The sequence below is a fragment of the Pseudomonas sp. NKUCC02_KPG genome, from assembly GCF_019345465.1.
Taxonomy (GTDB): domain Bacteria; phylum Pseudomonadota; class Gammaproteobacteria; order Pseudomonadales; family Pseudomonadaceae; genus Aquipseudomonas.
The window spans coordinates 39,526-56,320 of sequence record NZ_JAHKRC010000021.1 but is presented as its reverse complement, the minus strand read 5'-3'; the positions used below and the strand labels follow the sequence as shown (position 1 = coordinate 56,320).

At 59.1% G+C, this 16,795-nt stretch carries 14 protein-coding genes; 5 read left to right on the top strand and 9 right to left on the bottom strand.

Annotation, left to right across the window (positions count from 1 at the left end):
- The first annotated feature begins 74 nt into the window (after positions 1–74).
- The 3 genes from KO536_RS24365 (at position 75) to KO536_RS22685 (ending at position 5,051) form a co-directional block, all read left to right on the top strand.
- Positions 75–1,355, top strand: a complete 1,281-nt coding sequence (locus KO536_RS24365; RefSeq protein WP_257623053.1) for a hypothetical protein — start codon at positions 75–77, stop codon at positions 1,353–1,355.
- 500 nt (positions 1,356–1,855) lie between these two features.
- Positions 1,856–3,982 (top strand): bifunctional mannitol-1-phosphate dehydrogenase/phosphatase, encoded by a 2,127-nt coding sequence (gene mtlD, locus KO536_RS22690; protein ID WP_219263049.1) that lies wholly within the window; start codon positions 1,856–1,858, stop codon positions 3,980–3,982.
- A 61-nt stretch (positions 3,983–4,043) separates the two neighbouring features.
- Entirely contained in the window at positions 4,044–5,051 is a 1,008-nt protein-coding gene (locus KO536_RS22685; RefSeq protein ID WP_219263044.1) for an Ldh family oxidoreductase, read from the top strand.
- A gap of 228 nt (positions 5,052–5,279) precedes the next feature.
- Here the strand turns inward: KO536_RS22685 and KO536_RS22680 are convergent, their stop codons facing one another.
- The 8 genes from KO536_RS22680 to KO536_RS22645 all read right to left on the bottom strand — a co-directional run bounded on the left by KO536_RS22680 (position 5,280) and on the right by KO536_RS22645 (position 13,228).
- Positions 5,280–6,197: a dihydrodipicolinate synthase family protein gene (locus KO536_RS22680; protein ID WP_019827259.1), complete on the bottom strand. Its 918-nt coding sequence runs from the start codon at positions 6,195–6,197 to the stop codon at positions 5,280–5,282.
- Between the two features lie 84 nt (positions 6,198–6,281).
- Positions 6,282–7,310 (bottom strand): proline racemase family protein, encoded by a 1,029-nt coding sequence (locus KO536_RS22675; protein ID WP_219263043.1) that lies wholly within the window; start codon positions 7,308–7,310, stop codon positions 6,282–6,284.
- A 66-nt stretch (positions 7,311–7,376) separates the two neighbouring features.
- Complete coding sequence (locus KO536_RS22670; protein ID WP_133076855.1) at positions 7,377–8,099, bottom strand: amino acid ABC transporter ATP-binding protein; 723 nt, start codon at positions 8,097–8,099, stop codon at positions 7,377–7,379.
- Complete coding sequence (locus KO536_RS22665; RefSeq protein ID WP_133076854.1) at positions 8,092–8,742, bottom strand: amino acid ABC transporter permease; 651 nt, start codon at positions 8,740–8,742, stop codon at positions 8,092–8,094. Before KO536_RS22665 ends, KO536_RS22670 begins: the two co-directional genes overlap by 8 nt.
- A gap of 10 nt (positions 8,743–8,752) precedes the next feature.
- Positions 8,753–9,418: an amino acid ABC transporter permease gene (locus KO536_RS22660; protein ID WP_133076853.1), complete on the bottom strand. Its 666-nt coding sequence runs from the start codon at positions 9,416–9,418 to the stop codon at positions 8,753–8,755.
- Positions 9,411–11,183 carry an aconitase X gene (locus KO536_RS22655; RefSeq protein ID WP_219263042.1) on the bottom strand — a complete coding sequence of 591 codons (1,773 nt, stop codon included), beginning with the start codon at positions 11,181–11,183 and terminating at the stop codon, positions 9,411–9,413. Before KO536_RS22655 ends, KO536_RS22660 begins: the two co-directional genes overlap by 8 nt.
- 10 nt (positions 11,184–11,193) lie before the next feature.
- On the bottom strand, positions 11,194–12,012 hold the full coding sequence (locus tag KO536_RS22650) for a transporter substrate-binding domain-containing protein (RefSeq protein ID WP_133076851.1): 819 nt from the start codon (positions 12,010–12,012) through the stop codon (positions 11,194–11,196).
- Positions 12,013–12,295: 283 nt separating this feature from the next.
- Entirely contained in the window at positions 12,296–13,228 is a 933-nt protein-coding gene (locus KO536_RS22645) for an AraC family transcriptional regulator (protein ID WP_219263041.1), read from the bottom strand.
- 146 nt (positions 13,229–13,374) lie between these two features.
- Here KO536_RS22645 and KO536_RS22640 point away from each other — a divergent pair, with 146 nt between their 5' ends.
- Together KO536_RS22640 and KO536_RS22635 are read left to right on the top strand one after the other, a co-directional pair.
- Positions 13,375–14,700, top strand: a complete 1,326-nt coding sequence (locus tag KO536_RS22640) for an alpha-glucosidase/alpha-galactosidase (protein ID WP_133076849.1) — start codon at positions 13,375–13,377, stop codon at positions 14,698–14,700.
- A gap of 176 nt (positions 14,701–14,876) precedes the next feature.
- Positions 14,877–16,190 (top strand): oligosaccharide MFS transporter, encoded by a 1,314-nt coding sequence (locus KO536_RS22635; protein WP_219263040.1) that lies wholly within the window; start codon positions 14,877–14,879, stop codon positions 16,188–16,190.
- A gap of 344 nt (positions 16,191–16,534) precedes the next feature.
- Here the strand turns inward: KO536_RS22635 and KO536_RS22630 are convergent, their stop codons facing one another.
- Positions 16,535–16,792, bottom strand: coding sequence for a bacteriocin immunity protein (locus KO536_RS22630; RefSeq protein ID WP_219263038.1), 258 nt, complete (start codon positions 16,790–16,792; stop codon positions 16,535–16,537).
- Positions 16,793–16,795 lie beyond the last annotated feature (3 nt).

Sequence of the window (16,795 nt, the reverse complement as noted above, 5' to 3'; positions counted from 1 at the left end):
CAGGCCATTTAAGTAAACGCAATGTTTAGTCGCTTTATAGATAGACGCCCTTTAACCCGAGTCAAAGTCTGCCCATGCGCCTATCTGCCAAAAAAAAGCTCACAGTACCTATACTTGCAAGATGGCTACTTTGTAGTTGTCTTGCTCTTCTGACAGGGTTTTCAGCGCCTCAAACCCAGGCGTTGACAACCAATATCACGGCTGTTTTCAACCCTGATCCGGCCAATCCGCAAGTCAACCAGTTTAAAAACACCACGCCCAATTCTGGTATTTGCGCCACGTATCCCGGCACATGCATTCCACGGGGGTATTTCAGCATCGGTTTTGGTGGGTTCCAGGCGATATCGCAGACGCCGATTCTGGCCAACCACGCCAATGTTCGGGACGGTGCGATGTTCAAGGTCCCTGCCGAACCGAGGCCCGTGCAAGTGGTTAGCGCGTCGGGGCAGGTGGCCGAGGTGTTTTTTTCCATTTCGGCCCTGAGCGCAACCATCCGAACCCGTGACGCCAGGCTGATTATCGGTATGCCAACAGCAGAACATAATTACGCTCACAGCTTGCTTTGGGGCGGGCGACCGTGGGGATGGAACTCACCAGTGGCATGCCCAAGGGGAGCGGGGATGTATGCGGGTACCACATTCTCCAATTTCTTCTGGTTTACCCCGCAGCCTGTGTCTTGCGGCTTTCCTCCTGCGTATGAGATTGACTGGCTGAAGTTTGACAATATCAGTGTGTCTTACCTGATGACTGCCCCGGATCCATTGAGAATGGAAACGGGTACTTATAGCGGCTCCATCACTTATACGGCCGGCCCGGGCGAGGACTTCGACTTTGGTGACAACCTTCTTCCCACCGATAATAGTGTCACCTTCAATTTCAGCCTGGAGGTTCAACATACCCTCAGGTTCCAGTTCCCGGCCAACAGTCTTCGGGTCGTGCTCAACCCCGCCGGCGGCTGGCAGCAATGGTTGAACCAGGGGCGTCGGCCGCAAAGGCTCTTTGCTGATCAGGGTTTCAGTCTTTCGTCGTCTACCCCGTTCAGCATGACGCTGCAATGTGAATACCTGATGGGCACTCAGTGCGGGATACAAAACCCAGCGGGTCATACGGTGGCAGTCGAAACTCGACTGACACTGCCAAATGGCTTGCGCGATGCCTCGGATCGCCCAGTGGAACGCCAACAGTTGAGCACGACGCCTGCGGTGTATTCCCCCAGTTTTTACGTGGATAACGGCCAGGCAAAATTACACTTTGAAATCCCGCGGGATCCGATGCAAAGCATGCTGGATGCTCATTCGGGCAGTACGTACCGGGGCACGATTACCGTTGTTTCAGACAGCGAAATCGATTTTTAGTGAGGCAATCGTGGAGCAGGCGCAGAGGGGGCTCGCAATGGCATCAGCCCCCTTGCGAACTGACGCCAACCTTGATTTAGACGCGCTACATGGGTTATAGCTAAAAGGGTATCCAATCGCATTACAGGAAATTTCAACGCCCTTATGGATGGAATCACACGTATCAATCGCCGGTTCGGCTCACACTTCGCATCCCTGATTGCGAGTTGTGGGCCTCACGTCAAATGCTGCAATCATGCAGTCACAGGGTTTGTTTCCCGCCTTCTTGCACACACCGCATTACCTCTGCTCAGGCCCTGCTTTGCGGGCAGCTGCGCCAACTGGCACCATTGTTACGTCCCTCCACCTGATTATTGCTGACCACTCGCCGTTCCGGTGCGCTCACGCCCCGCTTTCAATGGTGCGTCCTGCTGCCCGGCATTTGTATTTGAAACCACTTTTTGATTCGAAGCGTTTCAGCGAGCGAAGCCAAAAGTCTCGCCTTACAAGGAGCTGTGCTCATGATTTATTTTCAGGGTAAACGAATTTTCAGTGCCATCTTCGATATGGACGGCACCATGTTTGACACCGAGCGCTTGCGCTTTAAAACACTCAAACAGGCAGCCATCGAGATTCACGGCACGCCGCTCAGTGAAGAAACACTGATGGGGTCACTGGGCTTGAGCGCCAAAAAAGCCGAGGCGCTGGCCAAGGCCAATCACGGCCAAGACTTCCCGTATGCGCAAGTCCGCCAGCGTGCCGATGAGCTTGAACTGGCCCATGTGCGCAATCAGGGTGTGCCGATCAAGGACGGCCTGCTGGAAGTGCTGGAGCGTTTGCGCAAGTACGGTCTGACCATGGCCGTGGCCACGTCGAGTCGCCGGGCCATCGCCGAGGAATACCTGATCAATGCCAACGTGCTCAAGTATTTCGACGTCACGGTGTGTGGCGATGAAGTCAGTCAGGGCAAACCCCACCCCGAGATATTCCTCAAGGCGGCCAGTGCCCTGAATTGCCTGCCACAGCATTGCCTGATGCTGGAGGATTCGGAGAACGGCCTGCTGTCGGCGATACGTGCCGACGGGCAACCGATCCTGATCGAAGACATCAAGCCTCCGGCACCCGAGGTCAAGGCCGGAGCACTCATGGCGTACCAGACCATGCACGGTTTTCTGGGTGATCTGAATGAGTGCATGCCCGACCTGGGCACCCCGGCGCTGACCGAGAGCTTCCCGCCGACACTCAACCAGTTCAGTGCCGGGATTCATGGTTTTGGCGCGATGGGAGGTGGCTACCTGACGCAAATCTTCTCCCATTGGGATGGCTACACGCGCCCCTGCGAGATCATCGCCGCCACCCGCTCACGGATGCTGCGCGAGACCATCCAGGCGTTTGGCCGCTTCAGCGTGCGCTATACCGCCACGTCCTTCGACCAGACCATCGACAACCTCAACATGATCGACATGGACGACGCCGAAGCGGTGATCCGTATGTACGACGTGGCGGAAATTGTCGGGCTGAGCCTTCCGGAAACGGCGATCCGCAAGCAGGCGGGGGTGATTGCCAAGGGCCTTATCCGTCGCTACGAACGACGGGGCCGGGAGCTGACGATCCTGATCGTGCTGAACAAGGTCGGCGGAGCCGACTTTGTGCGCCGGCATGTGCAGGCGCAACTGGAGCTGCTGGTTTCCCCCCAGCTGTGCCAACAGATACTGGACAACACCCATTTCGTCGAGACAGTCGTCAGTCGCATCGTCTCCAAATTGTCCAACGAAGCCCTGGTGCGCCAGTTGCGGATCAAGTCGAAGATATTCCAGAACAGCTTGATTGACGAGGTCGATACCCCGAAGGCCGAAACCCGCACACCGGTGCCCGAATATGAGCGCCTGATCAGTCGCTTTCGACCTTTTGCCCAGTCCAGTAACGCCCTGAGCCAGTTGCACCTGATCCTGTTCAACAGCGAGCCGGACATGCCCCTGTATGCGCAGCGGTGCAGCAACCTGCTTGAACGATTGCGCCAGGTGAAGACGGTGGACGACATCACCCAGACCCAGGTGATCAAGAACCTGCTGTGGAATGGTCCCCACGCGATCATTGCCTGGTACGCCAGCCTGCTCGGGTATTCGTGGTTGGGACAGGGCATGGGCGATCCCCGTGTGAGTGCGTTGGCCCGGCGCTTGATCGGCGAGGCTGTCGGCCCGGCCCTGGTGGCCGAAAACCCCCATATGGCGGACGCCGTGGCCGGCTTTTCGGCTACCTTTCTGGAGCGTTGCAACACCTCCTTCAAGGATCCCTGCGCCCGTGTAGGGCGTGACCCGCTGCGTAAACTGCAACGTAACGAGCGGATTTTTCGCAGTATCGACCTGGCCAAAAAACACGGGATCGACAGCAGCGCCCTGGAACTGGGCACCGCGTTGGCGCTGCACTACGCGTTGCGTACAACCGACAGCAAGGATCAGGAATGCCAGCTCATGCGCACGCTGTACCGGGACGGCGGCAGCATTGAGGCGGTACTGACCTATGCGGGGAGCTACAACGGCCAGCCATATCCGGGGCTGGACCCGATAAAGGATGCTGCGCTGATCGAGTCTGTCTGCGCTCATTTTCATGGCCCTGTCTGTGCTGAATTCGTCATGTCAGTGGCTTGATTCGATCAAGCCGCAGGGCCTGCAATGGGCCAGTCTGTAAGGTCTGTTCAAGGAGCTGATCATGATCCGACTGACCCTGGCCCAGGCTTACGAGCTGGCCGAATCGATCTTGTTGCATAACGGTTTCAATCCGGCCCATGCCCGCGCGGTGAGTGAAACGGTGCTGGCCGGGGAGCGTGATGGTTGCGCCTCTCACGGCTTGTACCGGGTGCTGGGCTGTGTCAATTCGCTGCGCGCGGGCAAGGTCTCGGCCGACGCCGTGCCGCGCGTGATCGATCAGGCGCCTTCGATTGTGCGGGTGGATGCGGGGGGCGGTTTTTCCCAGTTGGCCTTCCAGGCGGGTCTGCCGTTACTGCAGGACAAAACCCGGGCTAACGGTATTGCGGCGTTGGCGATCAATCGGTGTGTGCATTTTTCGGCACTGTGGGTAGAGATCGAACAATTGACGGCGGCCGGTCTGGTGGCATTGGCCTGCAACCCGAGCCATGCCTGGGTTGCGCCTGCCGGCGGCAGCCAGCCGGTCTTTGGCACCAACCCGATTGCGTTTGGCTGGCCACGGGCGGGCCGTGATCCTTTTGTCTTTGACTTTGCCACCAGTGCGATTGCCCGTGGCGACATCGAGTTGCATCGCCGGGCAGGCAAGTCGATACCTGAAGGCTGGGGCGTTGACGCTGAGGGGCGGCCGAGCACCGACGCCAATGTCGTGCTGGATACGGGCGCGATGCTGACGTTCGGCGGGCACAAGGGGTCTGCGCTGGCTGCGATGGTGGAATTGATTGCCGGGCCCTTGATCGGAGATTTGACCAGTGCCGAATCCTTGGCTTACGACGCGGGCAGCAAGTCGTCGCCATACCATGGCGAGTTGATTATCGCGTTCGATCCGCAGCGCTTTCTGGGGGCTGCAACCGAGCAGCATCTGGCACGGGCAGAAGTGTTGTTTGAAAGTATCGAAGGGCAGGGCGCCCGTTTACCGTCGCAACGCCGTTACGATGCGCGGGCGCGAAGCCAGGTGGAAGGGGTGCAGATCCCGCAGGCGTTGTACAACGATCTGCGGGCATTGTTGAATTGAGGACATTGTGCGGGCGGTGAAACCCTCTCGATCGCAGCGACTACAGCACGGAGTTGGTGACGAATCTGTAGTCGCTGACGAGCCGTGCGAGGCTGCGATCGGCGGCGAAGCCGTCATAAAATCGGTTCCCACGGTTAGTCAGGCATACCCCGTGCGCCGGTTTACGACCGCTACGCCGCCGATCGTAGCCTCGTTCTACTCGACAGCGACTACGGAACGCCTCACCGGCTACAAGCCGACATCGGGCAACTGCGGACGGTTGGCCAGGGCCTTGGCCATGATCCGCTCGACAAATTCACGGTCTTCCCGGGGCAGGGCCAGGCGCGGTGGGCGGGTCAAGGCGCTGCCGCGACCGGCAATGGCCTCACACAACTTGATGCACTGCACCAGGTCGGCGCGGGCGTCCAGGTGCAAAATCGGCATCAACCACTCATAGATCGGCATGGCCTCGGCAAAGCGCCCGGCCTTGGCCAGGCGGAAGATGGTTTCGCCTTCTTTGGGGAATACGTTGGACATCCCCGATACCCAACCCTCGGCACCCACGGCGATGCTTTCGAGCACCACGTCGTCAAGGCCTGCAAACAGCACAAAACGGTCGCCGACTTCATTGCGAATGTCGATAAAGCGCCGGGTGTCGCCCGAGGAGTCCTTGAAGCACACCACGTTGTCGCAATCAGCGAGGGAAATCAGGATTTCAGGGGTAACGTCATTTTTGTAGATCGGCGGGTTGTTGTAGACCATAAGCGGAACGTCGGCGTTTTTGGCCACGTAACGATAATGTTCGGCCGTTTCAAAAGGCTTTGAGCCGTAGACCAGCGCGGGCATCAACATCACCCCGTCGACCCCGACCTTGCGCACGGCATTGGCCACCTTGGCGGCTTGCACGCTGGTGAACTCGGCCACGCCACAGATCACCGGTACACGACCGCGAGAGGCATCCACCGCGACCTCGGTCACGGCGATTTTTTCTTCGGCGGTCAACGAGGTGTTTTCCCCCACCGATCCGCACACCACCAGGCCCGAGACGCCGTCGCGAATAACGTTGGAAATCACCTGGTGGGTCTTGTCCAGGTTGATGGTGAAGTCATCGTTGAATTGAGTGGTCACCGCAGGGAAGACGCCACTCCAGTTGATGCGCTTGCTCATTGTTTGTTGCCTCCGGTTATATTGATGGTATTTCGTATACGATTAAATTCAAAAAAAGGCCTTCGTATCAGCGCTGTGGGGGGGTTACGCACCCGACCAGGTGTCCGACAGGCGATAGCCCTGTGGCCACGGGTCGCTTGGGTCCAGCAGTAACTGATGGGTGCCGGTGATCCAGGCCCGGCCAGAGATGCACGGGTAGATCGCGGTGCGTCCGGCGACTTCGGTCATGGAGTCGATGCGGCAATGGAACTCGGAACCGATGATCGAGCGCCCGATAAAGCGATCACCCACCTTGAGCACGCCCTTGGCCTGCAATACCGCCATGCGCGCCGAGCAGCCGGTGCCGCAGGGCGAACGATCGATCTTGCCCGGACGGATCACCACTGCGTTGGCACCACTGGCAATCCCGTTCTGGTACTCCACGGGGGCTGCAATCTGGCAAAAGGAGATATGCGACCAGTCGGGGTTCAGCGGGTGGACAAAGCCCAGTTGCTCGTTGGCCGCACGGGTGATTTTCAAGCCGATTTCAACGATGTCTTTCGCTTCGTCCGGGCTGATCGAAAACCCCAGTTCCCGGGCATCGGCGAGTACGAAACTGTCGCCGCCATAGGCGGTGTCGACCTTGAGCGAGCCAAGGCCTTCAACTTCGATCCAGGCATCCAGACGGTCCGCGAATGACGGTACGTTCTTGATCTCGACCCGTTGCACCTTGCCGTCCCGGCAATCGGCCACGGCTTCGATCAGTCCGCCCGGGGCTTCGAGCACCAGTCGGGTTTGCGGTTCGGTCATCGGCAAAATGCCGCTGTCGAGCAACACCGTGGAGACGCATATCGAGTTGGAGCCCGACATCGGCGGCGTGTCGGCCGGCTCCATGATGATCCAGGCCATTTGTGCCCGTGGATCCTTGGCCGGAACCAGCAGGTTGACGTGGCGGAACACGCCGCCACGGGGTTCGTTGAGGACGAAGTTGCGCAGGGTTTCGTCCTGGGCAATCCACCGCGACTGTTCCCACACGGTGGCACCCGGCGGCGGGGCCACGCCACCTACAATCACGTCGCCAACCTCTCCCTCGGCGTGACAACTGACCACATGAACGATTTTCGATGACCGCATGGCTTGCTCCTGTTGTGTTGAGGTGGGCCTTGTCGCGAGCATGCCCGCGCCCACAGTGACTGGGGGTTATTTGACCGACTTGAGGAAGGCCGCCGTTTCCGCGTGCACCGGGTTGCCGATGACTTGATCGGGTGAGCCGATTTCGTGCACCAGGCCGTTGCGAAAGAACGCCACACGGTCGGATACATCCCGCGCAAAACGGATTTCATGGGTCACCAGGACCATGGTCATGCCGTCTTCGGCGAGCATGCGCATGGTGTCCAGCACTTCGCCGACCAGTTGCGGGTCGAGGGCCGAGGTGGCTTCGTCAAACAGCATGTAGTCCGGCGACATGGCCAGGGCACGGGCAATGGCCATGCGCTGTTGCTGACCGCCGGACAGCTTGCCGGGGAAGGCCTTGAGCTTGTCGCCAAGGCCCACATGGGTCAGTTGCTGCACCGCCAGGGCCTCGGCTTCGGCCTTGCTTTTGCCGAGCACCTTGCGCGGTGCAAGCATCACGTTTTCGAGCACGGTGAGGTGCGGGAAGGCGTTCCATTGCTGGAACACGATGCCGATTTTCTGCCGCAGGTGGTTGAGGTTAGTGGCGCGGTCATGGACTTCGATGCCATCGACGCGGATATGGCCCTTCTGGATCGGTTCCAGACCGTTGATGCACATCAGCAGGGTCGACTTGCCGGAGCCGGAACCGCCGATAATCGAAACCACTTCGCCCTTGTTCACGGTCAGGCTCACGCCCTTGACCACTTCAAGGTCGCCGAAGGATTTGTGTACGTTGACGATCTCAATCATTTTCTTGCCACCTTTTTTCCAGGCGAGCGCCAAGGCGGGCAACCACCAGGCTCATGACGTAATAGATAAGGCCTGCGATGCACAGCACCAGCATCGGTTCCTGGATGCGGGTGACGACGATTTGCGAGGCACGCAACAGTTCAACAATGCCGATCCACATCACCAGGGCGGTGTCTTTCATCACACTGAGCACCAGGTTGAGCCAGCCGGGGAAGGCCACCCGCATGGCGATGGGCAGCACGATATAGCGCAGGTCCTGCAAGTAGCTCAGGCCCAGGGAGCGGCTGGCCCGGCGTGTGGTAAATGGCACGGCGAGCACGCCGCTGCGCACGATCTCGGTAAAGTACGCGGCAGCGTAGACACCAAGCACGATGCAGCCGACGGTGAAGGCGCTGATGTTCAGGCCGACAATGCTCTTGAGCGAGTTGAACAGCACAAACTGGATCAGCAACGGTACGCTGCGAAACACGTCCAGCACCCAGGCCAGCGGCAGACTGGCCCGCGGCAGCAAGGCGCGCATCAGGCCGAACAGCAGTCCTGCAACAGTGCCCAGCAAAATCGCCCAGGTGGTCAGTTGCAGGGTGACCCAGGCCCCGTCCAGCAAAAACAAAAAGTCGTTCCAGGTAAAACTGGTTGAAAACATGGGTCAGTCCTCAGTAACGAAACAGTCGCCAGGCCAACAGCCGGGCTACTGCAACGATTGCTTTGGCAATCAGGTAATACAGCACCGCGGCCATGGCGAAGTATTCGAAGGTGCGGAACGTTTTGACGTTGTAGTCCTGGGTCACGCCGGTGAGGTCATTGTTCAGGCCCACGATCACGCCCAGGGACGTCATCAGTACAGCCCAGACCATCTGGTTGGTCAGCGGGTAGAACACAATGCGCAGCAGCTGCGGGACGACGATCATGCGGTAGGTCTGGAATGCACTCATGCCCAGGGAGCGGGCAGCACGGACCTGGGTTTCGGGCACGGCTTTGAGGCCGCCACGGAAGTTTTCGGCCAGGTAGCCGGCGTTGTTGAACGTGATCCCGGCCAGCAGGGCCACCCATGAACTGACATGCAGGCCCATGGAGCCCAGGCCGAAGTACAAAATATAGATTTGAAACAGCGACGGGGTGTTGCGGGCAATGGATACCCAGGTATTGCCGATGCCGCGCAACCACGGGTTCCTGGTTTCGCGCATCACGGTCAGCGCCAGGGCGATCACCACGCCGAAGATCATCGACAGTGCAGCGGTCTCAAAGGTGACCAGGGCACCTGCGAGCATGTCCGGCAAGGCGCGCATTGCCGATCGCCATTGGAAGGTGTAGTCAAACATGGGCGTAGTTCTCCAGTGAGGCAGCGGTTTGCAGCCACAGCGGCAAGCGACCGCTGGCCGTGGCACTGCACGCCGCATCCACACACTCGGCGAGGCTGGCGAAGTGAACCTTGCGCCCCACAAGGCCGGGTGCGTAGTGGGCGTATTTGCCCGAATTGGTCATCAGGTTCCTGGCGGACGGCGGGATCACCGGCTCACCCAGCATGCACCAGCAGGTATCAGTGACCAGCGTGACGCCGAAGGCTTCGAGTACGGCGATATGCCCGGCTTCGCGTGCCTGCTCCAGTACGGCACGGCCACAGGTGATCGCCAGTACCACATCAGGGTGGCGATGCCGGCCCTGGCACAGGCGCGCCAAATGAGCGAACTCGGTCAGGGAAAAGTGCGGGTTGCCCAGGGAGACCACATCCACTCTGGAATCACGGGCACTGTTGAGTTCCTGCCAGCTGAGCAGCAGGTCCTGCACATTGATCGTGATCACCGCCAGTGCTTGATCCAGGACCTGTGCCGGATTCAACGCTTCAGGTGTTACCCCGGCAATATGAAACAAAGGCGCCGCGCTGGTGGTGGCAAAGGCCGCACCGAATGCCTTGAGATCGTCCCGGTCCGGGTGATGGTGTTCCAGCCCCGACACCAACGGGATACGGCTCCCGGCCAGGGCACCGATGTGATAACCGAGCAGGGGATAGAAAGAGTCGTCGAGGTCAGCCAGTTGCGGCACCTGAACGTGTAAACGGGCTTTGCGCTGACTCTCCAGATGGCAGCCAATCAACGGCGCACGGCCGGTGAGGGCAATGCAGATATCCAGATAATCGGGGTATTTGAGTGTGCGTGCGCCGAGCACGCTGTTGGCGTACACCACCGCGTTGGACTCGGCCCAGACGATCTGCTCGCCCTCCTTGGGCGCGGTGTCCAGCAGATAAGGCGCGCAGGTGAAACTCAGCTGCGCACCCATGGCCATATAGGCATCGCCCAGAGCACTGGCCGGTACGCCGAGTACAGGGTCGATACCCAGTTCACGCCAGCGGCGCTGGTCTACGGAAATCGAATTGAGGGTAGTGGGCACCCGGACCCGGGCGCCCCATTCAACCAGTTGTTGGGCAAAGCGCAGGCTGGCAGGCCCGGTATAGATGCAGCCGTCGATATGCGCCTGGGTGATGTCGATCAGTTGTGCGGCCCCTTGCAATTGCGCCATGCGCAAAACGATTTGCATCGCGACCTGGGCGGCCTTGCCGTAGCTGCCATCGAGCAGTGCCCGATCGTGCTCGGTCAGCTCGATTTCGGTGCCTGGGTCTGCAGTGGGTGTATCGCTGAACGATGTTGTTGCGGTGTAGTCAGGCGCTGTATCAAACAGGCTCAGGTGTGTGCCGTTGACACTGGCGAACGCCTTGCGCTGCAAGCCGGCAAAGGCTTCGCTGCCGATGCAGAGCACCGGCAGGGAGCGTTCGAACAGGGTCTGGGCGACCAGCACGCCAAGGGTCAGAATCTCATCGGCCTCAGCCAGCACCAGGGCTGCGGGGGCATGACCATTGCTGATCAGCTCCATCAGCACGCTGCTACCGGTGCAGGAGCCGCGCCCGCTGGGAATCGCCAGCACCCGGCCCGCCAGGCATTCGCCACTGAGCGGGTGGTGACGGTCGATCACCTCACCGCTGAACGGGTCGACGCCGCCCCAGAAACTCAGGCCGACATCGGCGTAGAGCAGTGGGCCGACCGCTGCGCCATCAACCAGGCTGCGACCGCAGAGAGAAGTAATCCCGGACATGCTGAATACCTCAGTAGTAAACGTGAGGTACGGTCAGATCAGCCGGTGGAATCTCGGTGCCGACCCACTTGACCCACAGATCCTTGTAGCGACCGGTGCGTACTTGCTGGTTGACGAACAGGTTCAGGTAATTGAGCAGGCCGTACTCGCTGCGCTTGGCGCCCAGGGACACGTAATCAACCACGTAAGGTGCGTTGCCGGCGACTTTCAGGTTTTTGTACTTGCCAGATTTAATGGTCGCCGCGGCCACGGTGTTGGTGACGACGGTGGCTTCGATATGGCCCTGGGCAACGGCCAGCAGGGTGTCGTTTTGCGACTGATAGGCACGGAACGATCCGCTGCCCCAGCTCTTCACGTCTTTTTCCAGGGCGATGGCTTCATAGGTGCCGCTGGTATTGCCCACGGCCTTGCCCTTGAGATCGTCGAAGTTGTTGATGCCGGTATCGTCGCGGGTCAGCACCACCATCTGGAAGGCGAAGTAAGGGATGCTCAGGCCAACGGTTTTTGCACGTTCCAGGGTGTCCGAGGTAGAGGCCACGATCACGTCGGCACGGCCGGAGACCAGCGCCGGGATACGGTCAGGGAAGGGGGTTTCAACGATTTCGGCATCGACTCCGAGCACTTTCGCCAGATCGTTGCAGTAGTCCACATCGAAGCCTACCGGCTTGTTGGATGCATCACGCGAGCCCATCGGTGGGAAGTCCAGGGTGACGGCGCAGCGCAGTTTGCCCGATCCAATGATGTCGTCGAGCTTGTCGGCCTGGGCCGTGGCGATAAAGGAACTACTTAGAACAGCGCTGAGGGCTACGGCAAGTACGGGGTTTTTCATGGAAGCCTCGGAGTCGTTGAAGTGCTGTTGAATATCGATTTGAGGATTTCGTATACGATATTTGTTTAGCAAATCGTGTGCCGATTTTTCCTACAGGCACGTAAATAGTGCGCAGGCGGTGATTTCGGGTTTGCGAGGCGCTGATGGCTTGAGCCGTTGGGGTGCTGTGGGGTGGGGCGGTGTTACAGAAGGGAGCATGGCTGCAGGCAATGCCCCGAAAGGAAACATTTGTGGGGGGCAGGCGGCCAGGGTTTGCGACTACCAAGCAGCCGAGCGCACCCCGTCAGGGTGTGCCCAGGTTGTTGACGTAAAAGCCGCTCAAGCGAAACTCGCTGGGGGACAGGGAGAACGCACGGCGGAACAGCTTGGAAAAATAATTAGGGTCGCCGATCCCCACGGACAATGACACTGCCTTGATCGACAGGTCGGTCATTTCAAGAAGGTGCGCCGCGCGTTTCATGCGTTCGTGCAATACATACTCTGCCGGGGACATGCCGGTCGTACGGGTGAACACCCGGGAGAAATGGGCGCGGCTCAAGCCAGCAAGGCGGGCGAGACTGGCTACGTCCAGTTCGTCCGTGGCGGTGGGGTGGGCGTGTTTGTCCGGCCCCGTTTTCAGGCAGGCATGCACATGATTCTGGATAGTCGCGACCACACCTGAGCCACGGGTAGGCAGGGTGCAGTCCTGAACGCTCAAATCATCATGGAGCAGCATCAGGGCGTCATAGGCCAGGGCAGATGCCCGGCCTGCGGTGAGTTCCGGGGTGTGGACCAAGGTATCAATGGTGGTGGCCAGGGCTTCAATGGTCTGGTTGCTCAGTTGTAGCACCGGCCCGCGCTCTGCCAGCAGTGCCCGTTGCAGGCGCAGCGCCTCCTTGCCGTACATGGCAATCCAGAAGAACTCCCAGCTGTTGCCTTCCTCCAGCCAGTAGCAATGGTCGTGGGGCACCAGCAGCAACATGGTGTCCCCGGCATGGAGGCGGTGGTGGCGGCCTTCGAAGCGCAAATTGCCTTCGCCCGCGAGGGTGTGCTGCAAGATCACAAACGGGGTGTCCCCACGCCTGCGCCCGTCCCAGCAATAGGAGGTGTCCTGCGCCCGGTCGTAACCGGCGTTGGTGGGCATGGTGTGCAGTTGATGCCTGCCGCGGGGCAGTGAAATGACCGTGGTTGACGGCCCTCTTGCCATCATCTCGCTGAGCACAGATTTACCCGTCATCGCATAAAACTCGTCTATTCAGGGGGTGGGTCGCCTCCTACCATAGGAATCAAGCGGTTCCCAGGCAGCCTCTACAGGCATGGACTGCGGTGATGCTCTGATATTTTTTTACCTGTGTCCACTGCGAATAGAACAAGGATAAGCAGATGACTTTCAAGACCACGAAGATTGCCCTGATAGGTGCCGGCTCCACGGTATTCATGAAAAACGTGCTGGGCGATCTGTTGCACGTCGAGCTGTTGCGCAATGCGCATTTTGCGTTGATGGATATCGATCTGCATCGCCTGGAAACCTCGAAGATGGTGGCGGGCAAGATCGCCGAGACCCTGGGTGTGTCACCCGTGTTCGAGGTGACGACCGATCGCCGTCGAGCACTGGAAGGGGCCGATTATGTGGTCACGATGATTCAGGTCGCAGGCTACAAACCGGGTACCGTGACCGATTTCGAGATCCCCAGGCGCTTCGGCCTGCGCCAGACCATCGGCGACACCCTAGGCATCGGCGGCATCATGCGTGGCTTGCGTACCGCCCCGGTACTGGTGGACATCGCCAAGGACATGGGCGAACTCTGCCCCGGTGCCCTGATGCTGCAATACGTCAACCCGATGGCCATTAACTGCATGGCGCTCAATCGCTTCGTTCCCCAGGTGCGTACGGTGGGGCTGTGCCATTCCGTGCAGGGCACGGCAAAGGAGCTATCCCTGGACATCGGTGTACCGATCGAAGAAATCCGCTATCGCTGCGCCGGCATCAATCACATGTCGTTCTATACCTCGTTCGAGCGCCTGTTGGCCGATGGCAGCGTCGAAGATCTTTACCCGCGTATCCGCGCCGTGCTTGATGAAGGAAAGGTCCCGGACTGGAACCGGGTGCGTTATGAGGTGTTCAAGCACTTCGGCCATTTTGCGACCGAGTCTTCCGAGCATCTGGCCGAGTACGTGCCGTGGTTTATCAAGCGCCATCGCCCGGACCTGATCGAGCAGTTCAATATCCCGCTTGATGAATACCTGCGCCGCTGCGAGGAGCAGATCAGCGAGTGGGGCGTGCAGGAGCAGGCGCTGATCAACGGTGAAGGGCTCAAGGTGTGCCGCAGCCACGAATACGCTTCAAAAATCATCGAGGCCGAACTCACGGGTATTCCGACCGTGATCAACGGCAACGTGATGAACGCCGGATTGATCAGCAATCTGCCTGATAATGCCTGCGTAGAGGTGCCCTGTGTGGTTGACCACAACGGTATTCAACCTACCCGTGTAGGTCATCTGCCGGTAGGTCTTGCCGCGTTGATGCAAACCAATATCAATGTTCAGCTCCTGACCGTGGAAGCCCTGGCCAGCGGTCGTCGTGAGCATGTCAAACAAGCCGTGATGCTTGATCCCCACGCGGCGGCAGAACTGAGCCTCGACGAAATCGCGACCATGGTTGACGATTTGATCGAGGCCCACGAAGGCTGGTTGCCGCACTTGGGTTAAGCGCAGGAAACCTGCTGTCTTGGCCTGAAATTCTACCCGAAGTACCCGTCAAACGGCCTTGACGGGCGGCCAGTTCCTGCGCGATCAACAGATCCGCCGGGGCTGGCGCTCACGCTCGCGCAAGTGAGCACTCTCGGCACGTTTGTCCATAAAAACAATGAGTCCAGGGTGGACCTATGAACGTGACGCTCGGAACTGCAATTGGCGGGGTTCTGCCGTTTTTCAAATACGGCATGATCTTCTTTTTCTACTACTTCATCACGGGCGGTACGGCGCCTTTTCTTGCGGTGTGGCTGGGAGATGTCGGCACGCTGGATGCTGGCGCCATCGGCTTGATGTTCGGCTCCCAGGCGGTCTTTGCAATGCTGTTCCAGCCGCTCTTTGGCGTGCTGAGTGATCGTCTGGATCATCGCAAGCACCTGCTGTGTGTGGTCATCGGCCTGCTGATTTTGCTGGCACCCTTCATGAACTGGGTCTTTGCGCCGCTGCTGCGTACCCACCTGATGCTGGCGGCACTGGTGGGCGGCGTGTACCTGGGGATTACCTTCGCCGCTGGCGGCGGGGCGTTGGAGGTGTACATCGAAAAAGCCTGCCGGGCCAACCGTATCCCCTATGGTCGGGTGCGAATGTTCGGTGCCATTGGTTTCGGTTTCTCGGCGGCGATTTCCGGGATGCTGATCAGCACCAGTCCCGAATCCATTTTCTGGCTGGGCTCGCTCTGTGCGGTGCTGATGGCCGTGCTCGTCTACCGGATCAAGCCGTGCCTGGGTGTTGTGCCGACAGGGGATGGCGCCGAGAAAACGCCACCGGTTTCCTATGCCGCCATCGGGAGCCTGTTGCTGGATCGGCGTTTCTGGTTTCTGGTGCTCTACGTCGTCGGAGTCGCATGCCTGTACGACATTTTCGACCAGCAGTTTGTGAACTACTTCCGTGGTTTCTTCGAATCGCCGCAGCAGGGCATGCAAGTGTTCGGGTTTGTCACCACGCTGACGGAGTGCATGGTTGCATTGGGCATGTTCCTGATCCCTGGCGTGCTGAACCGTATCGGTGGCAAAAATGCCCTGATCATTGCGGGGCTGGTGATGTGGCTGCGCATTACCGGTTCGGGGCTCGCAACCACGCCGTATGAAATGGTGGCGTTGAAGATGCTCCATGCCCTGGAAGTGCCACTGGTGTTTATCGGTATGTTCAAGTACATCGAGGATGTCTTCGGTACACGCTTGTCGGCAACGATTTACATGGTGGGGTTTGTGTTTGCCAAGGGGGTAGGGGCGACGTTCATTTCACCGCTGGCAGGGCACATGTACGAAGTCTTCGGCTTCCGGCATACCTATATCGTGCTGGGCAGCTCGGCCTTGTTGTTCACCATCATTTCAATGTTCAGCCTCGACAGTGGCAAACACAGGAAGCCTGTCCGGCTCGACTTGCGCAAGTCGCGCTCGGCGGTGGTCAAGCTTCAGGTCATGAGGCAGCCGGTGGTTGCAAAGTAAGGCTCAAGTCCTGCAGCCGGGTGCGCAGCCTGTTCTAGTGCTGTTCACTTGAGAGCAACGCTGCTCGAGTGTGGGAGCGGGCTTGCTCGCGAGGGTCGTTAACGATGACGCGTATTGAGTGAGTCAATCCGGCGTTCTGAAGACCATCGCGAGCAAGCCCGCTCCCACAGAGGCTGAAAACGTTTAAGTGAACAACATTGGGGGGCTGCGGCCGGGGTCCAGATGATTTCTATGCCACCGCCAAAAATCCTCCACCAAATGGGAGCAGATGTACTTGGCGCTTTTTTACCTCGGAAAAAATTTCCCGCACGCGAGAACTCAGAGTTCTGGTGTGCGGGGAGAATTCATTCTTTGAAGCCGGGTAGACCATTGGCTGCTCGCCATTCCTTAACTGTCCGGGTAATCCCTTCGGCAGAATCATCAGCTCCTTCTTCTGGGTAGTAAATCAGGTCAGTACCGTCAGGATGCCCTGTGAGCTGTCTGAACTTGTCAAGAAACTCCCCCAGTTTTTCATCGGATGCACCATTATCGTTTGCTTCAAATAGCTCATCCAAAAACTCGATGAACTGCGCTTCGGTATAATCAGAAATTGTCTTGCTCATGGG

What these genes read in the sequence shown, in the direction of transcription:
- KO536_RS24365 (WP_257623053.1), top strand. Translation starts at nt 75, where the DNA reads ATGCGCCTATCTGCCAAAAAAAAGCTCACAGTACCTATACTTGCAAGA.
- KO536_RS22630 (WP_219263038.1), bottom strand. Translation starts at nt 16,792, where the DNA reads ATGAGCAAGACAATTTCTGATTATACCGAAGCGCAGTTCATCGAGTTT.
- KO536_RS22685 (WP_219263044.1), top strand. Translation starts at nt 4,044, where the DNA reads ATGATCCGACTGACCCTGGCCCAGGCTTACGAGCTGGCCGAATCGATC.
- KO536_RS22640 (WP_133076849.1), top strand. Translation starts at nt 13,375, where the DNA reads ATGACTTTCAAGACCACGAAGATTGCCCTGATAGGTGCCGGCTCCACG.
- KO536_RS22680 (WP_019827259.1), bottom strand. Translation starts at nt 6,197, where the DNA reads ATGAGCAAGCGCATCAACTGGAGTGGCGTCTTCCCTGCGGTGACCACT.
- KO536_RS22670 (WP_133076855.1), bottom strand. Translation starts at nt 8,099, where the DNA reads ATGATTGAGATCGTCAACGTACACAAATCCTTCGGCGACCTTGAAGTG.
- KO536_RS22645 (WP_219263041.1), bottom strand. Translation starts at nt 13,228, where the DNA reads ATGACGGGTAAATCTGTGCTCAGCGAGATGATGGCAAGAGGGCCGTCA.
- KO536_RS22655 (WP_219263042.1), bottom strand. Translation starts at nt 11,183, where the DNA reads ATGTCCGGGATTACTTCTCTCTGCGGTCGCAGCCTGGTTGATGGCGCA.
- KO536_RS22665 (WP_133076854.1), bottom strand. Translation starts at nt 8,742, where the DNA reads ATGTTTTCAACCAGTTTTACCTGGAACGACTTTTTGTTTTTGCTGGAC.
- mtlD (WP_219263049.1), top strand. Translation starts at nt 1,856, where the DNA reads ATGATTTATTTTCAGGGTAAACGAATTTTCAGTGCCATCTTCGATATG.
- KO536_RS22660 (WP_133076853.1), bottom strand. Translation starts at nt 9,418, where the DNA reads ATGTTTGACTACACCTTCCAATGGCGATCGGCAATGCGCGCCTTGCCG.
- KO536_RS22675 (WP_219263043.1), bottom strand. Translation starts at nt 7,310, where the DNA reads ATGCGGTCATCGAAAATCGTTCATGTGGTCAGTTGTCACGCCGAGGGA.
- KO536_RS22635 (WP_219263040.1), top strand. Translation starts at nt 14,877, where the DNA reads ATGAACGTGACGCTCGGAACTGCAATTGGCGGGGTTCTGCCGTTTTTC.
- KO536_RS22650 (WP_133076851.1), bottom strand. Translation starts at nt 12,012, where the DNA reads ATGAAAAACCCCGTACTTGCCGTAGCCCTCAGCGCTGTTCTAAGTAGT.